This is a genomic window from Microbacterium sp. SWDP-B6 (genome assembly GCF_059803615.1).
On the sequence record NZ_JAPFGV010000017.1, the window covers coordinates 33,540 to 49,457 of the forward strand.

The following is a 15,918-nucleotide window of genomic DNA, read 5'->3' on the forward strand; positions in this document are numbered from 1 at the left end:
AAAACTGACGTACTGAGTGAGTGAGAAGGCCCCGGGCGATTCGCCCGGGGCCTTCTTCGTGTCCGGATGCCGTCAGTCGAAGAGGTGCGCCACGATGCTCGAGGTGTAGCCCTCGGGGGCCAGGTTGGAGTATTCGGAGTCGATCAGCACGTCGTCACGCCAGAACAGGGTGCGCCCGTCGGTGACCGGGTACTGCGTGTTCGGCCAGGTCTTCTCGCAGCGGGTGCCGCCGTCCGGCGTGAAGCACGTGAAGCCCTCGTCGGCGACGAGAGCGTTCAGCATGTCGAGGGCCGGGCCGCGGTTCATCAGAGAGATCGTCGTGACGAGACGGGTGGTGTCGGCCTTCGGGTCCGCCCAGATGCAGGTCAGCGTGCCGTCGTCGCCCACTCCGGAGGGTCCGAAGGCCGCATCGTTGAGCGGGATGCCGTCGAGCTGGGCGAGCACGTCGTCCGACAGGATGGCGCGACAATCGGAGGGCAGAGCGATCGGCGTCTCGGTCGGAGTGGGGGAGGGCGACGGACTTGCCGATCCATCGGGCGAAGAACTCGACGGCGGCTCCCCGGATTCGCTCGGGCCGGCGGATCCTGAGCCGGTGGAACCGCAGCCGGTGAGCAGCGTCACGAGCAGGAGAGCCGCAGCTCCGGCGGCGATTCGAGGGTTCATGCGCTCACCGTAGCGCTGATGGGATGCGGTGCAGGGAAGCCGCGCAAGCGGGCCCAGAAGCCGCTCTCGCGGTAGTGTCGGCAGAATGAGTGATGAATCCTCCCGAGCACCCGGTGCAGTCGTCGTCGGAGACGCACTGATCGACGAGATCCACGACGGCGGTGGAGTGCGAGAGCTGGTCGGCGGCGCAGCGCTGAACGTCGCCGTCGGCCTTCGCCGGCTGGGCGTGCCGACGACGCTGATCGCGATGGTCGGAGAGGACGAAGCGGGTGCGCACATCCGCGAGTACCTCGAGGATCACGACGTGCGGCTGATCGCGAGCGAGGCGCCGCTGGGCTCGTCTCGTGCGATCGTGCAGCGTGCGTCGGACGGCGAGCCCGTCTACGTCTTCAACGAGGCGGCGCAGAGGCGCAGCATCCGGTACTCGGGCGAAGCCGTCCAGGCGATCGCCGACTCGGGTCTCGTGGCTGTCAGCTGCTTCCCCTTCGACGTGCCTGCTGAGGTCGATGCGCTGCTCGACGCCGTCGGTGATGCTCGACTCGCTGTCGACCCGAACCCGCGTTCGGGGATGTTGAGTGATCGTGCCGAGTTCGTGCGGGGCTTCGAGCGCGCGGCTGCCGGGGCATCGATCGTCAAGGTCGGCGCCGATGATGCGTCGCTTCTCTACGACGGCGATCTCGACGCCCTCCGGGCACGGCTGCGCGCCCTCGGCGTCAGCGCGGTCCTCGCGACCGCGGGTGCTGATGGCGCGGCGCTCGAGTCGGATGCCGGCATCGTGACGGCGCCCATCTCGACGCTGCCAGGACGCGTCGTCGACACCGTCGGAGCAGGCGATGCGACCCTCGCCGCTGTGGCGGCGGGATTGGCGAACGGCACGCCGTCCGACGCTGACGGGTGGCGGCAGCTGCTCGTTCGAGCCATGGATGTGGCTGCCGCGACCTGCCGCGCCGAGGGCGGTCTGCTGCGGACTCCGGAGTCCCTGGCCGACCCCGACCAGGGCGTCTTCGGGAGCTGAGCGCTCGATTTCTCACGCCTGCCCTCGGCAGGTATGATTATCTATCGTGCCCCCGGTTGGCTGTCGAAGTCGGACGGGTGCGCTCTGGCGAGTTACCCAAGCGGCCAAAGGGATCTGACTGTAAATCAGACTGCTCAGCATTCGGGGGTTCGAATCCCTCACTCGCCACCAGAGAAGTTCCTCGGCCATGCGAGGTCGACGCTGAACAGTTCGCACACGATGAGAAACGCCCCCGCACCGCGGGGGCGTTTCTCGTCTCTGTTCTCGCGGAGTCTTCTTCCGCTGCCCGGTCGCGGCGAGGATCTGCCGTCCTAGCCGACGCTCACGACGTCAGGCCTCTGCTCGGCGGAGAGTGCGTCGGCACCGTTCCGAGTGGCCTCGGCATCGGAAAGCGGCGGACGGCGCGGCCACCAGAAGCTGTCTTTGGTGATGAAGGCGAGCGCCGGGACGATGACGGTTCGCACGAGAAGAGTATCGATCAGCACGCCGATGCAGACGATGATGCCGATCTGCGTCAGCGTGATGAGTGGCAGGACTCCGAGCACGGCGAACACCGCGGCGAGCAGGATGCCGGCGCTGGTGATCACGGCGCCCGTCGCGGCGAGAGCTCGAATCATTCCCTGCGTGGTCCCGAGGTGCGCGGCCTCCTCCTTCGCTCGCGTGACGAGGAAGATGCTGTAGTCGACGCCGAGAGCGACGAGGAACAGGAAACTGAACAGCAGCACGTTCGTGTCGATGGCGGGGAACTCGAAGAGCGGTGACTGGAAGAGCCACCAGCTCAGCCCGATGGCCGAGAAGAAGCTGGCGACGACGGCGATCAGGAGCAGCAACGGGGCGACGAATGCACGAAGGAGAAGGACGAGGACGACGAAGACCAGCGCAAGGATGAGCGGGATGAGGAGCGCCTGGTCGCGAGCCTGCGCATCGGCGACATCGAGCGCCTGAGAGTCGAGGCCGCCGACGAGGCCCTCGCCGGATCCGACGTCGTCGAGGGCGTCGCGCATGCGCTCGACTGTCGCGAACGCCGCCTCGGTCTCGGCGCTGGCATCGAGGGTGACATCGATCCGCGCCAGCTCATCCGTCGTCTCTCCCATGGTCGCCGAATCGACGCCGTCGAGATCTCCGAGGGCAGCGGCGGCTGCGTCCGCATCATCGAGAGGAACGACGACGATCGCGGGGGAGGTGGTTCCCGCCGAGAACGCCACTGCGAGAAGCTCCTGACCCTGCACCGCCTCGGGCTTCTGCAGGAAACGGTCATTCTGCGACAGCCCGGTCTGCACGAACAGCAGGCCGCTGGCCATGGCTCCGAGCGCCACGAAGCCGACGGATGCCACCAGGACCGGCCGCTTGGACACTCCGCGGCCGAGCTTGCCCCAGACGCTGCGCGAGATGGCGTCGGGCGAGTTGAACCGGGGGATGTAGGGCCAGAACAGACCTCGACCGAACAGCACCAGGGCTGCGGGGAGCACGAAGAGAGCGAAGAACATGGCGACGAGGATCCCCACGGCGCACGCCAGCCCCAGTGCGCGGTTGCCGGCGATCTCGGCGAGAAGCAGAGTGAGGAGCGCGAGTGCGACGGTCGATCCGCTGGCGATGATTGCGGGACCCGCTCCGCGAAGAGCCTGTTGCATGGCTTCCCTGCGATCCTCGTGCAACCGCAGTTCATCCCGGTATCGGGCGATGAGCAGGAGTGCGTAGTTCGTTCCCGCGCCGAAGACGAGCACCGACAGGATGCCGGTGATCGACGCGTCGAGCTGGATTCCTACAGCGCCAGCCACCTGTCGCGCGACGATCCCGGCGAGGGCGTCTGCCAGCCCGATGACGACCAGTGGGACGATCCACAGCCAGGGGCTCCGGTAGGTGATCAGAAGAAGCACCGCGACGACGATGACGGTGGTGAGCAGCAGGGTGAAGTCCGCTCCGTCGAAGACAGCGGCGATGTCGACTTCGAAACCCTCTGCGCCGGTCAGATAGACGCGTACCCCATCGAGGTCTGCGGCGGAGATGTCGCGGATCTCCTGTGCGCGGTCGGACTGTGCGGCGACGTCGGGCTCCGGCTCGAGGGGCACGATCACCAGTGCGACCGTTCCGTCATCTGAGATCTGCGCGGGTGGGACGGCACCGTCGCGTGAGAGATCCGCCAGATCGCCGAAGGCCTTCTCATTGATCAGAGCGAGGGTGTCAGCGTCCAGCTCGCCATCTTCGGCGGCGAACACGACGAGCGCAGAGGTCGCCTCCGCGCTCGTGAACTCCTCCAGAAGCTCATCGACCTTGACCGATTCCGCCGACGAGGGGAGCCCCACGGAAGGGGCGGTTTCGGACTCCTCGCTCCCCGCGAGCGCGAAGAGCGCGGCGGCTGCGACGGCGGTCACGACGAGGATGATCCACGACGTCTTGGCGGACGTCAGGAATCGGGTCAGAGCACTCACGAGAATTCCCCACCTTGGATAGTAGTTCGATAGTCGAATTATATGACTATCGAAAGAGAGTAGCGATATCGTGGAGGTCATGCAAGTGAGTGAGGGTCCATCACCGGAGGCCGAGAGAGCGGCGTTCGCGCCTGCCCGACCGGCGACGGCGCTGCTGCGGGACTTTATCGAACTCAGCGAGCTGTTCGAGTCCTCCCTCGCCGACGAGCTGGGCGTCAATCCCACCGACCTCCAGGTCATGGAGCACCTGATCATGAGCGGGCCGCTCGCTCCGACCGAGCTCGCTCGGAGAGTGGGGCTCTCTGCGGGAGCGACCACCACGTCCGTCGATCGACTCGTCGCGCTCGGGCATGTGTCTCGAGAGCCTCGGCCGAACGATCGTCGCGGCATCCTCGTCGCTCCCCGCCCCGAGTCGCGCGACAAAGCGATGGGTCGCCTGATCCCCATGATCATGGGTGTCGACGCGGAGCTGGACTCCTTTACGCCACAGGAACAGGACGTGATCACCAGGTATCTCCGACGGGTCACTGAGTCACTGCGCGCACACGCCGGCGCCGATCCGTCGGCTCCACGCTGAGATTTCTAGACAGTGTTCAGAAATCCCTGGACACCTCGGAACGGCAGGCGCATAATCTGATCCACAGGACATGGTTTTAGCAAAGGAGCACGCCATGAGCGATCCGAATGAACCGACAGAGCTGTTCGACTCGGCGTCGGGGCCGACCGGTGCCTCGATCACCGATTGGACAGACCTCGGGCGGGAGATGTGGGCCTACCTCACCGGTCGAGGAGCCGCCGTCAACTACACGTTCGAGGACATGACCGTCGAAGTGCCTCGGGATATCGGGCCTGATGCGCCGCGGGCGACCTGGAAGTTCAACGGCACGCTCCGGGTGACGACCAGCGACAGCGCGTCCGGTGGCGCGGGCTCGGTCTGAGCGCGAGCTCCTCCGATGATTCGCCTCGATATCGACCTGCAGGTCGAGCAGGCCAGCCCCGACGGCGGCCCTCCGACACGGTTCAGCGTCAGGGCTGAGGGTCAGGAGGTCGTCGTCTCCCTTGAATCCACCCCTGGACTCGGAAGCATGAGCCGTCGAGACCTGACTCAGCTCGTGCCGCTCGCCGATGGGCTCGCGCGACGCGGAATCCGTGTGCGTGTGGAAGGGCCGCGGGGGACTCTCGTTCAGTTCGGGGATGTGAAATCGGGGCCTATGGGCCGGGCGATCGCCGGATCCTCGCACATCAAACTGGGGCATCTCTCGACGCTCCTGTCGGAGGCGCAGCATCGGGAACGCGGCAGCGGCTTCCGGCTTCCCGTTCCTCCGTCGACGCCGTTCCCCCTCGTCCCCACAGTCGCCCGGAGAGTTCGGCGGCGAGTCACGACGACCCATTACATTCCCGGCTCCGGTCGTCCGCGGTTGATCTTCGCGGTCGGATCAGGCGACTGGAACTCCAGCAGGCCGCGTGAATTCGACCTGCTCCCGGGGCGCACCGTCATCGGTTCCGGACCGGACGCCGACCTCCGGTTGGAGGGACTCGAAGCCCGCCACGCCGAAGTCCGTCACAATGAGGACGACGAGTACGTCCTCTACTCGTATGCGGCGACCGGCGGCGGCCGACCGAATCTGCCGCACAGCACGGAGAACGCCAGGATCCTGCGCACCGGATCTCGCATCGAGATAGGGCCATGGCGCCTGGCGTACTACCGCGAGGAGTTCGCCGACCATGGGCGTCCCTTCGGTGGACGCCAGGGAGGCGAGTACGAGTTCCAGAAGCAGCAACCGGTGCGTCCGTACGGATCGGGCCAGCTCGGCTGACCGATTCCGTCCATCGGACGGGAGCCGCATCGTGTTGGGGTGCTGAGGATGCGGCGCGCGCGTCGTGAGCAGCGTTGTGCGGCCGCTACAGTCTCAGGCGAACCATCTACGAAAGAGGCGCTGCTGATGACTGACCAGACGAGGCTCGCACAGCTGGAGAAGGAGCATGTCGAACTGGTCGTGCGGCGATTCGACCGAGCGGACGCGTGGCGACTCGGGCGCTCCATAGCCGAGCGCGCGCTGGCTCAGGGAGCTCCCGTCGCGGTCGATGTGCGCACTGCGTCGGGCGTCCTGTTCCACGCGTCGCTGCCTGGCGCGACGGCTGACAACGACGCCTGGGTGCAGAAGAAGGCAGCGACTGCCCTGAGGTTCGAGACCAGCACTGCGCTGCTCGAAGCACGCGTCGCCAGCGGCGGGCGCGACATGTTCGAGCCGGGATGGCTCGACCCCGACACGTATACCGTCGCCGGCGGCTCTGTGCCCGTCCGTGTCGAAGGGGTGGGCGTCGTCGCCGTCGCGACGGTGTCGGGGCTTCCCTCAGCGGATGATCACGACCTCGTCGTCGAGGGGATCACGGCGCTGGGACTGCTCGTCGGGTGACAGGCGGGTCGGGTGACGGGCGAGTCGGGTGACGCAGTGAGGGCTGCCCAACGTCGTCGATGCGCGAACGCCCGATGACGACTGGGTCCATTCCGCCCGTGGTCAGGGGCCGATCTGGACCTCGACGTATGGATAGTGGCAGTCGCCGGGCGCACCTGCCTGCTCGCAGTCCTGATCGGGCTCGAGCATCAGCAGCGCTGGCCCCGTGAGATCGGGTGGCAGATCGACCGAGACGGAGGCCGCTCCGATCTCGAGGCGTGAGCCGGTCGTCGTGTCACCACCGGAAGTGCGAACGATCAGTTCTCCCGCCCACTGCTCGTCGATGCTGCACCCGGCAGGATCGACGGATACGGTGACGGTCTGTCCCGCCCGCGGCGACGGGGAGTCGACCGTCAGCATGATCACCGACTCCTCGCACGCGCGCGAGGAAGCTGAGGGAGCGTTCGCCCCGGTCTCGGCGCCTGGTGCGTCACTGCTCGTACCGTGCTGACTCGGATCTCCGGCGGTCTGCGGTGAACATCCCGCCAGCCCGGCGCTGAGCAACAGCGCCAAAAGCAGTGCTCCTACCGCGTGCCGGATCGAGTTCCCCATGACTCTGAGTGTCGCGACCCGAGGGATCGTCTCAGTAGTCGGGGTGCAGGCGTAGCCGCGAGGCGATCTGTGCGGCCTGCTCGGCGGGCGTCAGAGCGATGTCGATCTCGATCGCCCTCTCGTCGTCTTCCAGCGGCTCCAGGGTGGCGAACTGCGAGTCGAGAAGGGTCGTCGGCATGAAGTGGCCTTCCCTGCGCAGCATCCGATCGAGGATCAGCTCGCGCTCGCCCGCGAAGTGCACGAACGTGACCGCGTCTCGGCGCAGGACGTCGCGGTAGCTGCGCTTCAGGGCCGAGCAGGTGACGATGCCGGGCTCGCCGGCCTCGATGCGCTCGTCGATCCATTCGGCGATGAGGTCGAGCCACGGCCAGCGGTCGTCGTCGTCGAGCGCATGGCCAGCGGCCATCTTGGCGACGTTCGCCTCGGGGTGCAGATCGTCGCCTTCTTCGAAGGCCCAGCCGAGGCGTCCGGCGAGCATGGCGGCGACGGTCGATTTGCCGGTGCTGGCGACGCCCATGAAGACGAGGACGGGTGCGTTGACGGACATCATGGCGCGCTCAGACGAAGAGGCTCAGGACGAGGACCCCGGCCAGACCGGTGACCGAGATGAGGCATTCGAGCACCGTCCACGACTTCAGAGTCTGCGGGATGCTGAGGCCGAAGTACTCCTTGATGAGCCAGAAGCCCGCGTCGTTGACGTGCGACAGGAACACCGATCCCGAGCCGATCGCGAGCACGAGCAGCGCGACCATGGGCGAGTCGAGGGTCTCGGTGAGCGGCTGCAGGATGCCGGCGGCGGTGATCGTCGCGACGGTCGCCGACCCGGTGGCGATACGGATGACCACGGCCACCAGCCAGGCGAGGATCAGCACCGAGACCGAAGACCCGGAGACGAACTCGGCGATCACGTTGCCGATGCCGGTGTCGACCAGCACCTGCTTGAACCCGCCACCAGCGCCGACGATCAGCAGGATGCCGGCGATCGGGCCGAGCGACGACCCCACGATGTCGTTGATCTTCGTGCGGTCGAAGCCGGCGCCGCGTCCGAGGATGAAGAAGCCGGCGAGCACGGCGATGAGCAGTGCGATGACCGGCGTGCCGAGGAAGTCGAGAGCGAGCTTCCAGGGGGCATCCGACCCCGAGGCCGAGATGTCGGCGACAGCCTTGGCGAGCATGAGGAACACGGGCAGCAGGATGCTGAAGAGCGTGGCTCCGAACGACGGGCGCCGACGCTGCTCTTGTCCTTCGTCCTCTTCGGTGACGAACAGCTCGGGCACCGGCACATCGACCCAGCGCTCCGCGAAGCGTGCGAACAGGGGGCCCGAGATGATCACGGCCGGGATCGCCACGATCACACCGAAGGCGAGGGTGAGGCCGAGGTTGGCACCGAGCGCGTCGATCGCCGCGAGAGGACCGGGGTGCGGCGGCACGAGGCCGTGCATGGCGGAGAGGCCCGCAAGCGTCGGGATCGCGATGCGCATGAGCGGCGCACCGGAGCGGCGTGCGACGAGGATGATGACCGGCACGAGGAGCACGAGGCCGACCTCGAAGAACATCGGAAGGCCGATGACGGCGCCGATGAGTCCCATGACCCAGGGCAGCGAACGCGCGCTGGCGCGGCTGACGAGCGTGTCGACGATGCGGTCGGCGCCGCCGGAATCGGCGAGGAGCTTTCCGTAGATCGCGCCGAGTGCGATCAGGATGCCGACTCCGCCCATGGTGGTGCCGAAGCCCGTCGAGAAGCTGGTGACGGACGCGGCGATGTCCATGCCGGCGATCGCACCTGTGGCGAGCGCGCCGATGGTGAGCGACAGGAAGGGATGCAGCTTCACCCAGGTGATGAGGACGATGATGATCGCGATCCCCAGCACGGCGGCGGTGATCAGCTGACCGGCGGGGCGGTCGGGGGCTGCGGTGTCGGCGGCTGCCATCATGAGCGCGTCGGCGACGGGGGCGAAGAGTGCCATGAGCTTCCTTGATCCGGGCGTGGTTTACGACCTTATGCCGTACATAATAAGCACGCATACCACGTCATGCGCAACATAAACGAAACAATCGTGTGAGACGTCCCACGTCACGCAGCCGCGACGGGCATACTCGACATATGACCGTCGCCGGCCCCGCAAGCCCCGTCCACGACTCGCTCGTCGCCGAGCTCGGTCGCGCGATCGTCGATGGTGAGCACCCCCCGGGCTCGCGCATGCTCACAGTCGAGCTCGCCAGCGAAAGAGGCGTCTCACGCTCCGCGGCGCGGGAAGCAGTGCGGGTCCTCGAGTCCTTCGGCCTGGTCTGGGTGCGTCGCAAGTCGGGAGTCGAGGTGCGGCCTCGCGCCGATTGGAACGTCTATGCCCCTGAGGTGATCGCGTGGCGCCTCGCGGGACCGGGCCGCGACGAACAGCTGCGCGAGCTCAGCCAGCTGCGCTCCGTCATCGAGCCACTCGCTGCCGGGCTCGCTGCAGGCACGGCCACCTCCGAGCAGAAGGTCGACCTCGTGTCGCTCGTCGTCGCGATGGGGCAAGAAGACCACGAGGCCGATCGCGAGCGCTATCTGACAGCCGACATCCGATTCCACAGGCTCCTCCTCGAGGCCTCGGGCAACGGGATGCTCGCCGCGCTCGGCGGCACGGTGGAGGCGGTCCTCCGCGGGCGCACCGCTCATTCCCTCATGCCTCACGTGGCCGACCAGAACGCGGTGCAGTGGCATCGCGATGTCGCGTTCGCAGTGGCGAGCGGCGACGCGGATGCGGCGGCTGTCGCCATGCGCAACATCGTCTCGGAAGCTGACGAGGCCATGCAGCGCGCCGCTGAGTAGTCCGACCGGCTGCGTCGGTGTCTCGGGAGGCGGGGAGTTGAAGACCGCCTGAGAGTCAGGATCATAAGGGGGGGCGCACGCAGCGCGCGCCTGCCCGAGCACTCACCCCGGCCGCTGCAGGGGTCTCGTGATGGCGATGTGCGGACGCAGGCGGCTGAGGGGTTCATAGACTGGTCGGATGCGAGCGCTCACCGAGGCAGACATCCGTGCGTCCTTCGTCAACGCGGATGCGGACGAGCTGAGGGTCATGGAGATGCCCCTCGATCTGGTGCTGATCGACTGGGACTACCTCGACTTCTTCGCATGGCGCGATCCGAGCGCTGGGCGCCGCGGCTACGTCCTCACCCAGCACGACGGGGAGATCTTCGGAGTCGTCCTCCGAGTCTCCGACCCCGGCCGCGGGCGTTCGGGCATGTGCAACATCTGCCACACGATGCAGCCCGGAAACCAGGTCGCGCTCTTCTCGGCCCGGCGAGCCGGCGAGGCCGGGATGCGCGGAGATTCAGTGGGAACCTACATCTGCGCTGATCTCTCGTGCCACGAGAACGTGAGGCTCGCACACCCCCTCGCCCCCAGCGAGGTGCTGGCACCCGGACAGGTGGACATGCGCCTCGACGGCACTCGACGGCGTATGGAGGCTTTCACCAAGCGGGTGCGGGACGAGCGCTGATCGCGGTTAGCCTGGTGGCCAACGTCCTGTGCTCGAAGGAGAAGCCATGAACGATGCCATCCTGTTCGCCGTCGATGAGGGGCTGGCCAGGCTCACGCTGAACCGCCCCGCGAGGCTCAACGCGTTCAACGCCGATCTCGCGTACGCCTGGCGGGATGCGACGGCAGAGGCCACGTCACGGTCGGACGTCACGGCGATCCTGATCGACGCGGCGGGTCCCGCGTTCTGCGCGGGTGGCGACGTGATCGACATGGCGACGACGATGGGGTCGGCCGACGACATCACCGCGCTCGCCGAAGTCATCAACACCGGCATCCGCTCCCTGACGGAGTCCGCAGTGCCCGTGGTCGCCGCGGCGCATGGCACGACGGCGGGCGGTGGACTCGGCATCCTTCTCAGCAGTGACTACGCCGTCGTCGGATCGCGGTCTCGCCTCGGCAGTCTGTATGCGAACATCGGGCTGACCCCCGACCTCTCGGTCTCGGCCCAGCTCGCTCGAGCCGTCGGACAGCGTCGAGCGCTGCAGCTGGTGCTGCAGGACCGCCTGCTGTCGGCCGCCGAGGCGGTGGAGTGGGGCCTCGTCGCAGAGGCCGTCGAGGGGGCGGACTCCGCGGACGAAGCCGATCTCGTCCGAGCCCGTGCCGAGGAGGTCGCACGCTTCTGGCTTGCCGGGGCAGCGGAGGCCTACGGACACGCGAAGCGACTCGTCCGCTCGCAGCCCGAGCGGACGTTCGCAGAGCAGCTGAGCGAGGAGGCGCGGTCGATCGGGGCCGCCATGGCGACGCCGGACGCCCAGGCCCGGATCGCCGCCTTCGCCGCCTCCTCCGCACGCAAGAGCTGATCACTGCACGCGAGCCGGTTCGCCCCGATGTATCCACGGATCGCGCCGCCACTGCTGCCCTCGCGCCGGCGCATGCAAGGATGAACGCAACGCCGCCCAACGAGAGGAACGCGATGACGCAGCCGGAGATATCCCCGCAGCCCCCTGTGCCGATCGAGAAGAAGAACATGTCCCTCCTCATCAGAGGGGCGATCTGGATCGCCATCGGCGCGCTCATCGCCGCCGCACTCGTCTGCGTCGTGTGGGTGCTGGTCGGTGATCAGGACGGATTGATCGGCCGGGCCTTCCTCACGATCCTCCTGCTCGCCGCCTTCGCAGGCATCGCGATCCTCGAGGCAGGACTCGCACCGAACCGTCCCGACTGGCTCGCTCTGTCGAGCATGGTCAGCTGGATCGTCGCTCTGCTGGTCGGAGCCGTCAAGATCTGGCTGCCGGAGGACGATCAGTTCTTCACCGGCGCCGAGCGCTTCTTCCAGCTGCTCCTGGTCGTGGGAATTCTCCAACTCGCTCTGCTGCATGTGCGGCTGTTCACTCCGGCCGCCCAGCGACACGTGACGACGTTCACCCGGATCATCTACATCGCGACGATCGTGTTCCTCGGTGGTCTCGTGGGCATGCTGATCTTCTTCCTCACGTTCCCGAACACGTTCGACTACGGCGAGCTCTACTGGCGCATCGTCGTGGCGCTCACGATCCTCGCGGCGGTGGGGACCACGTTGATCCCCCTGCTGAACGCTCTGTTCGCTCCTCGCAAGCCTGCGGGCCCCCGGGCTGCCGATCACGGCGTCGCCGCCGCCCCCGCATGGCCGACGTATGCCGACGGTCGCACCCCGCTGCCCGTGCTGCCTGACGGCTCGCCGGACTGGAACGCCTACTACACCGGTCACCCGTCGGCTCAGCCTCCGCAGGCCCCCCAGCAGGCGCTGCCCGCACCTCCCGCCCCGCAGCCGTTCCCGGTCGCACCCTTCCCGACTGCCCCTGAGCCGTACTCGCAGACGCAGCCCGCGCCTCCGGCGCCGCAGGCGCCCGCTGCCTATCCGCCGGCTCCGCCGTTCCCGCCGCAGTGAGCCTCGAACTCGAGCTCGTCGACCTCGCCTCTCGGATCGCACGCGAGGCCGGCGACCTGGCGCGCTTGCGTCGCGCCGAGGGCGTGCACCTCGCCGCGACGAAGTCGACGCTCGCAGACATCGTGACCGACGCCGACCGCGAGGTCGAGATGCTCATCCGTGAACGGCTGCGGGTCGCTCGGCCGGGCGACGGCTTCCTCGGTGAGGAATCCGAGGCCGAGCGGGGCGAGAGCGGAATCACCTGGGTCGTCGATCCGATCGACGGCACGGTGAACTACGCCTACGGGATTCCCTCCTACGCGGTGAGCATCGCGGCGGTGCGCGGCAGCGCTGTCGCGGGGGAGTGGGAGGCGCTCGCCGCGGCCGTCTACTCCCCGGCATCCGCAGAGATGTTCACTGCGGCGACGGGCCACGGCGCGTTTCTGGAAGAGGCGAGGCTTTCGGTCACGACCGAGACGCCGGCCGGTGCGCTGCTGGCGACCGGCTTCGGCTATGACCCGGCGACGCACGACGGCGACCTCGCCACAGTCCGCAGGATCATGCCGATCGCCAGAGATCTCCGACGCGCCGGTTCCGCCGCGCTGGACCTCGCGTTCGTGGCCGCCGGACGCCTGGACGGCTACTTCGAGCGCGGTCTGAAGCCCTGGGATCACGCGGCGGGCGCGCTGCTCGTCGTCGAGGCCGGAGGCAGCGTCTCGCTGATCGACCGAGACTCGACGAGACCCATGCTCATCGCGGGTGGAACCGAGGTCCACCGACGCGTGATCGATATTCTTCGCGATGAAACGTGAACGATTCATGGCATTCACAGGTGGATCAGGCTAGGGTTTATCCGATCGTTACTTTCATCGGCCCGAATCGGTGAAGGTCGTAAGCGCCCCCGAGCTTGACGTTTTAAACCCGAGAGAATCTGACTTGCCCTTCGAGAATCCCCAGGCTGCCTCTGCGCCCACGCGCCGGTCCAGCCGTCCCCGCACTGCGGCCTTCGAGGCCTCTGCGGCAGGAGTGACGGAAGCCGTCTCCGAAGCTGCACCCGTATCCGAATCCGCGTCCGTCGCATCCGAGACCCCGATGTCGCGCCGCGCCGCCCGCCAACGGCTGAACACCGCAGAGGTGCTCATCACGGCGACCGCCGTCGCCGCAGCGTCAGCAGCATCCGATTCCGCAGACGTCGTCGCGGTGAAGCCGACTGAGGCTCCCGAGGTCGTCGTCGAGCCGGTCGTGGAACCTGTCGTCGAGCCTGCGGCGATGCCCGCGATGGTCGAAGACGCTGATTCAGAGCCTCTGCGCGCCGAGCGCGACGACGCCGGTGACCGCCGTCCGAGCACCGATGACGCGTTCGAGACCGCGGCCCGCGCATTCCGTCGCGTCGCCTCGGAGAGCGCGTCCGAGCCGACAGTCGAGCCTGACGCCCCTGCGGCCGAAGAGACGCCTGTCGAGCACGTCGCCCGTCGTCGTCCATCGGCGCGCAAGTTCCTCACGGTCGGTGCGACCGTCGGTGTGATGAGCCTGGCCGGGCTCCTCGCGGTCGGAATGACCCTTCCGGCTGAGGCCGTCGCCGCAGTGCAGGGCTCGCCGTCGCTCGCGGCCACGTCTCTCGTCGCCGCATCGGGCTCCAAGTCGGCGGACAGCGCCGACGATGAGATCCAGGCCTTCGTCACGTCCTCCGACGTGCAGAACGAGTCGCTCGCGCGCTCCGACAGCTTCTCGACCGTCTCCCTGATCCAGGTGGCGTCCGAAGAGGGCATCAACTACTCCAACGAGGTCTTCACCAACGACGCAGAGGCCGCCATCCAGTGGCCCTTCAAGGTCGGCGTGGGGATGAGCTCGGGATACGGCATGCGCTGGGGTCGCCTGCACGAGGGCATCGACTTCGTCCCCGGCGAAGGTGCGCCCATCCAGGCGATCGCCGACGGCGTCGTGCGCACTGCCACCGAGCAGGGTGGCGCCTACGGCGTGACCGTCTACATCGACCACGTGATCGACGGACAGATCGTCACGAGCCACTACTCGCACATGCAGTACGGGTCGCTGCAGGTCACGGCCGGGCAGACCGTGAAGGTCGGCGACATCGTCGGGCACACCGGAAACACCGGCCGCTCGTACGGCGCGCACCTGCATTTCGAGATCATCATCAACGGCGGCACCATCGATCCGCTGCCGTGGCTGCGCGAGAACGCGGGTCGCACCTCGTATTGACACCTCGATTTCATGAGGACGCCACAGTGATGGTATTCTCGTGTGGTTGCCCCGCGAGGGGCAGCGCGCCCCGATAGCTCAGTGGCAGAGCACTTCCATGGTAAGGAAGGGGTCGTCAGTTCAATCCTGACTCGGGGCTCACAGCGTTCGTATCTGCGATGCGGATGCGGTGTGGCAGGGTAGCTCAGCTGGTCAGAGCGCACGACTCATAATCGTGAGGTCGCGGGTTCAAGCCCCGCTCCTGCTACAGATCAAGACCCCCGGTTTTCCGGGGGTTTTGTCGTATCCGGGCTCAGGAGCGACCGGCTCCGACCCGCGCGCGCTCGGTGAGCTGCGCATACATGTACATGTCCCGTGGCCGCCCGTCGATCCTCTGCCAGGCCTTCAGAAGGCCCTCGCGTTCATAGCCTGCGCTCTCCGCCACGCGCCAGGATCCTTCGTTGGCCGGCTCCACATAGAGCTCGAGACGGTCGAGGCGTTCGAGAGTCGATGCCCACGACGTCAGGGTGGCGAGAGCGTCGGCCGCAAAGCCGCGCCGGCGCTGTGACGCAGCGACCCAGTATCCGAGGCTCGCGCGCGTGCGACCGACCGGAAAGAGACCGATGTGACCGACCGCGCGATCATCGAGGTCCGCGATCGCGAACGCATAACCCGCGCCCGACTCGAGCCTCTGATGCTGACGACGGATGAACGCCACGGCCGCGGTCTCGTCGGGGGTCCGCGGGACCGTGGTCACGAGCGGGATGAGCGTGTCGCGCGACGCCTCCTGCACGAGGGCGACGTCGGTGTCGCGCCATTCGCGGAGCCGCACCTGTCTGCCGGAGAGAATCGGAAGGACGAGAGGGGCATCGCTCATGATCCGATGGTCGCACGACGGCCATCGGAACGGTTGCTGCACGGCACGACGATGTCAAGGGGATGCCGGCTCGGGGCCCGACCCGGTCACACTGATCGTCCGATACCCCGACGATAGGAGCGATCATGTCAGACCCTCAGACAGGCCCGGACGAAGGTGCCGAGATCGACGCGACCGGCGTGGACGCCGACTTCGTGACGAACGACCCGGATCCCGAGATCGACCCCGCGACCCCGGGTGAGGATCAGAAGGCTGACGGCGACAACGCAGATCACCCTGACGAGCTCGAGGTGGGCGACCTTCCCTGACTTCGCAGACGACACGGGCCCGCTCCTCGAGGTGAGGAGCGGGCCCGTGA

At 67.4% G+C, this 15,918-nt stretch carries 18 protein-coding genes and 3 tRNA genes; 15 read left to right on the forward strand and 6 right to left on the reverse strand.

The features are described from left to right. Nucleotides 1-72: 72 nt before the first annotated feature. The gene (locus OPU70_RS16485; RefSeq protein ID WP_498558275.1) at nucleotides 73-663 is read right to left on the reverse strand and encodes a hypothetical protein; all 591 of its coding nucleotides are present in this window, start codon (nucleotides 661-663) and stop codon (nucleotides 73-75) included. 85 nt (nucleotides 664-748) lie between these two features. On the opposite strand from OPU70_RS16485, the gene OPU70_RS16490 reads away from it, so the two are divergent. Together OPU70_RS16490 and OPU70_RS16495 are read left to right on the forward strand one after the other, a co-directional pair. Next, nucleotides 749-1,678 carry a PfkB family carbohydrate kinase gene (locus OPU70_RS16490; protein ID WP_498558276.1) on the forward strand — a complete coding sequence of 310 codons (930 nt, stop codon included), beginning with the start codon at nucleotides 749-751 and terminating at the stop codon, nucleotides 1,676-1,678. An 86-nt stretch (nucleotides 1,679-1,764) separates the two neighbouring features. After that, nucleotides 1,765-1,849, forward strand: a tRNA-Tyr gene (locus OPU70_RS16495). Between the two features lie 140 nt (nucleotides 1,850-1,989). Here OPU70_RS16495 and OPU70_RS16500 read toward each other — a convergent pair. Beyond that, the gene (locus OPU70_RS16500; RefSeq protein ID WP_042539093.1) at nucleotides 1,990-4,107 is read right to left on the reverse strand and encodes an MMPL family transporter; all 2,118 of its coding nucleotides are present in this window, start codon (nucleotides 4,105-4,107) and stop codon (nucleotides 1,990-1,992) included. Nucleotides 4,108-4,186: 79 nt separating this feature from the next. Here OPU70_RS16500 and OPU70_RS16505 point away from each other — a divergent pair, with 79 nt between their 5' ends. From OPU70_RS16505 to OPU70_RS16520, 4 genes are all read left to right on the forward strand, one after another. Further along, entirely contained in the window at nucleotides 4,187-4,684 is a 498-nt protein-coding gene (locus tag OPU70_RS16505) for a MarR family winged helix-turn-helix transcriptional regulator (RefSeq protein WP_498558277.1), read from the forward strand. A gap of 94 nt (nucleotides 4,685-4,778) precedes the next feature. Continuing rightward, on the forward strand, nucleotides 4,779-5,045 hold the full coding sequence (locus OPU70_RS16510) for a hypothetical protein (RefSeq protein ID WP_079112354.1): 267 nt from the start codon (nucleotides 4,779-4,781) through the stop codon (nucleotides 5,043-5,045). Between the two features lie 15 nt (nucleotides 5,046-5,060). Beyond that, nucleotides 5,061-5,924 (forward strand): FHA domain-containing protein, encoded by an 864-nt coding sequence (locus tag OPU70_RS16515; RefSeq protein WP_498558278.1) that lies wholly within the window; start codon nucleotides 5,061-5,063, stop codon nucleotides 5,922-5,924. Between the two features lie 126 nt (nucleotides 5,925-6,050). Then, entirely contained in the window at nucleotides 6,051-6,524 is a 474-nt protein-coding gene (locus tag OPU70_RS16520; protein ID WP_498558279.1) for a heme-binding protein, read from the forward strand. Nucleotides 6,525-6,626: 102 nt separating this feature from the next. Here OPU70_RS16520 and OPU70_RS16525 read toward each other — a convergent pair whose 3' ends face one another. The 3 genes from OPU70_RS16525 to OPU70_RS16535 all read right to left on the reverse strand — a co-directional run bounded on the left by OPU70_RS16525 (nucleotide 6,627) and on the right by OPU70_RS16535 (nucleotide 9,082). After that, nucleotides 6,627-6,923, reverse strand: a complete 297-nt coding sequence (locus tag OPU70_RS16525) for a hypothetical protein (RefSeq protein ID WP_455904354.1) — start codon at nucleotides 6,921-6,923, stop codon at nucleotides 6,627-6,629. Between the two features lie 223 nt (nucleotides 6,924-7,146). After that, nucleotides 7,147-7,662: a gluconokinase gene (locus tag OPU70_RS16530; protein WP_042539440.1), complete on the reverse strand. Its 516-nt coding sequence runs from the start codon at nucleotides 7,660-7,662 to the stop codon at nucleotides 7,147-7,149. 10 nt (nucleotides 7,663-7,672) lie between these two features. Continuing rightward, the gene (locus OPU70_RS16535) at nucleotides 7,673-9,082 is read right to left on the reverse strand and encodes a GntP family permease (protein WP_153302143.1); all 1,410 of its coding nucleotides are present in this window, start codon (nucleotides 9,080-9,082) and stop codon (nucleotides 7,673-7,675) included. Between the two features lie 137 nt (nucleotides 9,083-9,219). Here OPU70_RS16535 and OPU70_RS16540 point away from each other — a divergent pair, with 137 nt between their 5' ends. The 8 genes from OPU70_RS16540 (at nucleotide 9,220) to OPU70_RS16575 (ending at nucleotide 14,951) form a co-directional block, all read left to right on the forward strand. Then, nucleotides 9,220-9,927, forward strand: coding sequence for a FadR/GntR family transcriptional regulator (locus OPU70_RS16540; RefSeq protein ID WP_042539105.1), 708 nt, complete (start codon nucleotides 9,220-9,222; stop codon nucleotides 9,925-9,927). A 178-nt stretch (nucleotides 9,928-10,105) separates the two neighbouring features. Then, entirely contained in the window at nucleotides 10,106-10,597 is a 492-nt protein-coding gene (locus OPU70_RS16545; protein WP_079112358.1) for an FBP domain-containing protein, read from the forward strand. A gap of 46 nt (nucleotides 10,598-10,643) precedes the next feature. Then, a complete protein-coding gene (locus OPU70_RS16550; RefSeq protein ID WP_455904355.1) occupies nucleotides 10,644-11,438 on the forward strand; it encodes an enoyl-CoA hydratase/isomerase family protein in 795 nt (264 codons plus the stop codon). 167 nt (nucleotides 11,439-11,605) lie between these two features. Beyond that, nucleotides 11,606-12,505 (forward strand): hypothetical protein, encoded by a 900-nt coding sequence (locus tag OPU70_RS16555; RefSeq protein ID WP_498558280.1) that lies wholly within the window; start codon nucleotides 11,606-11,608, stop codon nucleotides 12,503-12,505. After that, nucleotides 12,502-13,296: an inositol monophosphatase family protein gene (locus OPU70_RS16560; protein ID WP_498558281.1), complete on the forward strand. Its 795-nt coding sequence runs from the start codon at nucleotides 12,502-12,504 to the stop codon at nucleotides 13,294-13,296. The genes OPU70_RS16555 and OPU70_RS16560 overlap by 4 nt, the downstream gene beginning before the upstream one ends. 124 nt (nucleotides 13,297-13,420) lie before the next feature. Next, a complete protein-coding gene (locus OPU70_RS16565) occupies nucleotides 13,421-14,704 on the forward strand; it encodes a M23 family metallopeptidase (protein WP_079112361.1) in 1,284 nt (427 codons plus the stop codon). Between the two features lie 67 nt (nucleotides 14,705-14,771). Next, nucleotides 14,772-14,843 (forward strand) — tRNA-Thr (locus tag OPU70_RS16570). 34 nt (nucleotides 14,844-14,877) lie between these two features. Further along, nucleotides 14,878-14,951, forward strand: a tRNA-Met gene (locus OPU70_RS16575). Between the two features lie 45 nt (nucleotides 14,952-14,996). Here OPU70_RS16575 and OPU70_RS16580 read toward each other — a convergent pair. Then, on the reverse strand, nucleotides 14,997-15,560 hold the full coding sequence (locus OPU70_RS16580) for a GNAT family N-acetyltransferase (protein WP_498558282.1): 564 nt from the start codon (nucleotides 15,558-15,560) through the stop codon (nucleotides 14,997-14,999). 125 nt (nucleotides 15,561-15,685) lie between these two features. Here OPU70_RS16580 and OPU70_RS16585 point away from each other — a divergent pair, with 125 nt between their 5' ends. Further along, nucleotides 15,686-15,868 (forward strand): hypothetical protein, encoded by a 183-nt coding sequence (locus tag OPU70_RS16585; RefSeq protein ID WP_042539120.1) that lies wholly within the window; start codon nucleotides 15,686-15,688, stop codon nucleotides 15,866-15,868. Nucleotides 15,869-15,918: the final 50 nt, after the last annotated feature.

Bases quoted from the DNA above. Each gene is read 5' to 3' on its own strand.
- OPU70_RS16555 (WP_498558280.1), top strand. From the start codon at position 11,606: ATGTCCCTCCTCATCAGAGGGGCGATCTGGATCGCCATCGGCGCGCTC.
- OPU70_RS16580 (WP_498558282.1), bottom strand. From the start codon at position 15,560: ATGAGCGATGCCCCTCTCGTCCTTCCGATTCTCTCCGGCAGACAGGTG.
- OPU70_RS16530 (WP_042539440.1), bottom strand. From the start codon at position 7,662: ATGTCCGTCAACGCACCCGTCCTCGTCTTCATGGGCGTCGCCAGCACC.
- OPU70_RS16510 (WP_079112354.1), top strand. From the start codon at position 4,779: ATGAGCGATCCGAATGAACCGACAGAGCTGTTCGACTCGGCGTCGGGG.
- OPU70_RS16505 (WP_498558277.1), top strand. From the start codon at position 4,187: ATGCAAGTGAGTGAGGGTCCATCACCGGAGGCCGAGAGAGCGGCGTTC.
- OPU70_RS16490 (WP_498558276.1), top strand. From the start codon at position 749: ATGAGTGATGAATCCTCCCGAGCACCCGGTGCAGTCGTCGTCGGAGAC.
- OPU70_RS16540 (WP_042539105.1), top strand. From the start codon at position 9,220: ATGACCGTCGCCGGCCCCGCAAGCCCCGTCCACGACTCGCTCGTCGCC.
- OPU70_RS16550 (WP_455904355.1), top strand. From the start codon at position 10,644: ATGAACGATGCCATCCTGTTCGCCGTCGATGAGGGGCTGGCCAGGCTC.
- OPU70_RS16485 (WP_498558275.1), bottom strand. From the start codon at position 663: ATGAACCCTCGAATCGCCGCCGGAGCTGCGGCTCTCCTGCTCGTGACG.
- OPU70_RS16520 (WP_498558279.1), top strand. From the start codon at position 6,051: ATGACTGACCAGACGAGGCTCGCACAGCTGGAGAAGGAGCATGTCGAA.
- OPU70_RS16515 (WP_498558278.1), top strand. From the start codon at position 5,061: ATGATTCGCCTCGATATCGACCTGCAGGTCGAGCAGGCCAGCCCCGAC.
- OPU70_RS16545 (WP_079112358.1), top strand. From the start codon at position 10,106: ATGCGAGCGCTCACCGAGGCAGACATCCGTGCGTCCTTCGTCAACGCG.
- OPU70_RS16525 (WP_455904354.1), bottom strand. From the start codon at position 6,923: ATGCTGACGGTCGACTCCCCGTCGCCGCGGGCGGGACAGACCGTCACC.
- OPU70_RS16585 (WP_042539120.1), top strand. From the start codon at position 15,686: ATGTCAGACCCTCAGACAGGCCCGGACGAAGGTGCCGAGATCGACGCG.
- OPU70_RS16535 (WP_153302143.1), bottom strand. From the start codon at position 9,082: ATGGCACTCTTCGCCCCCGTCGCCGACGCGCTCATGATGGCAGCCGCC.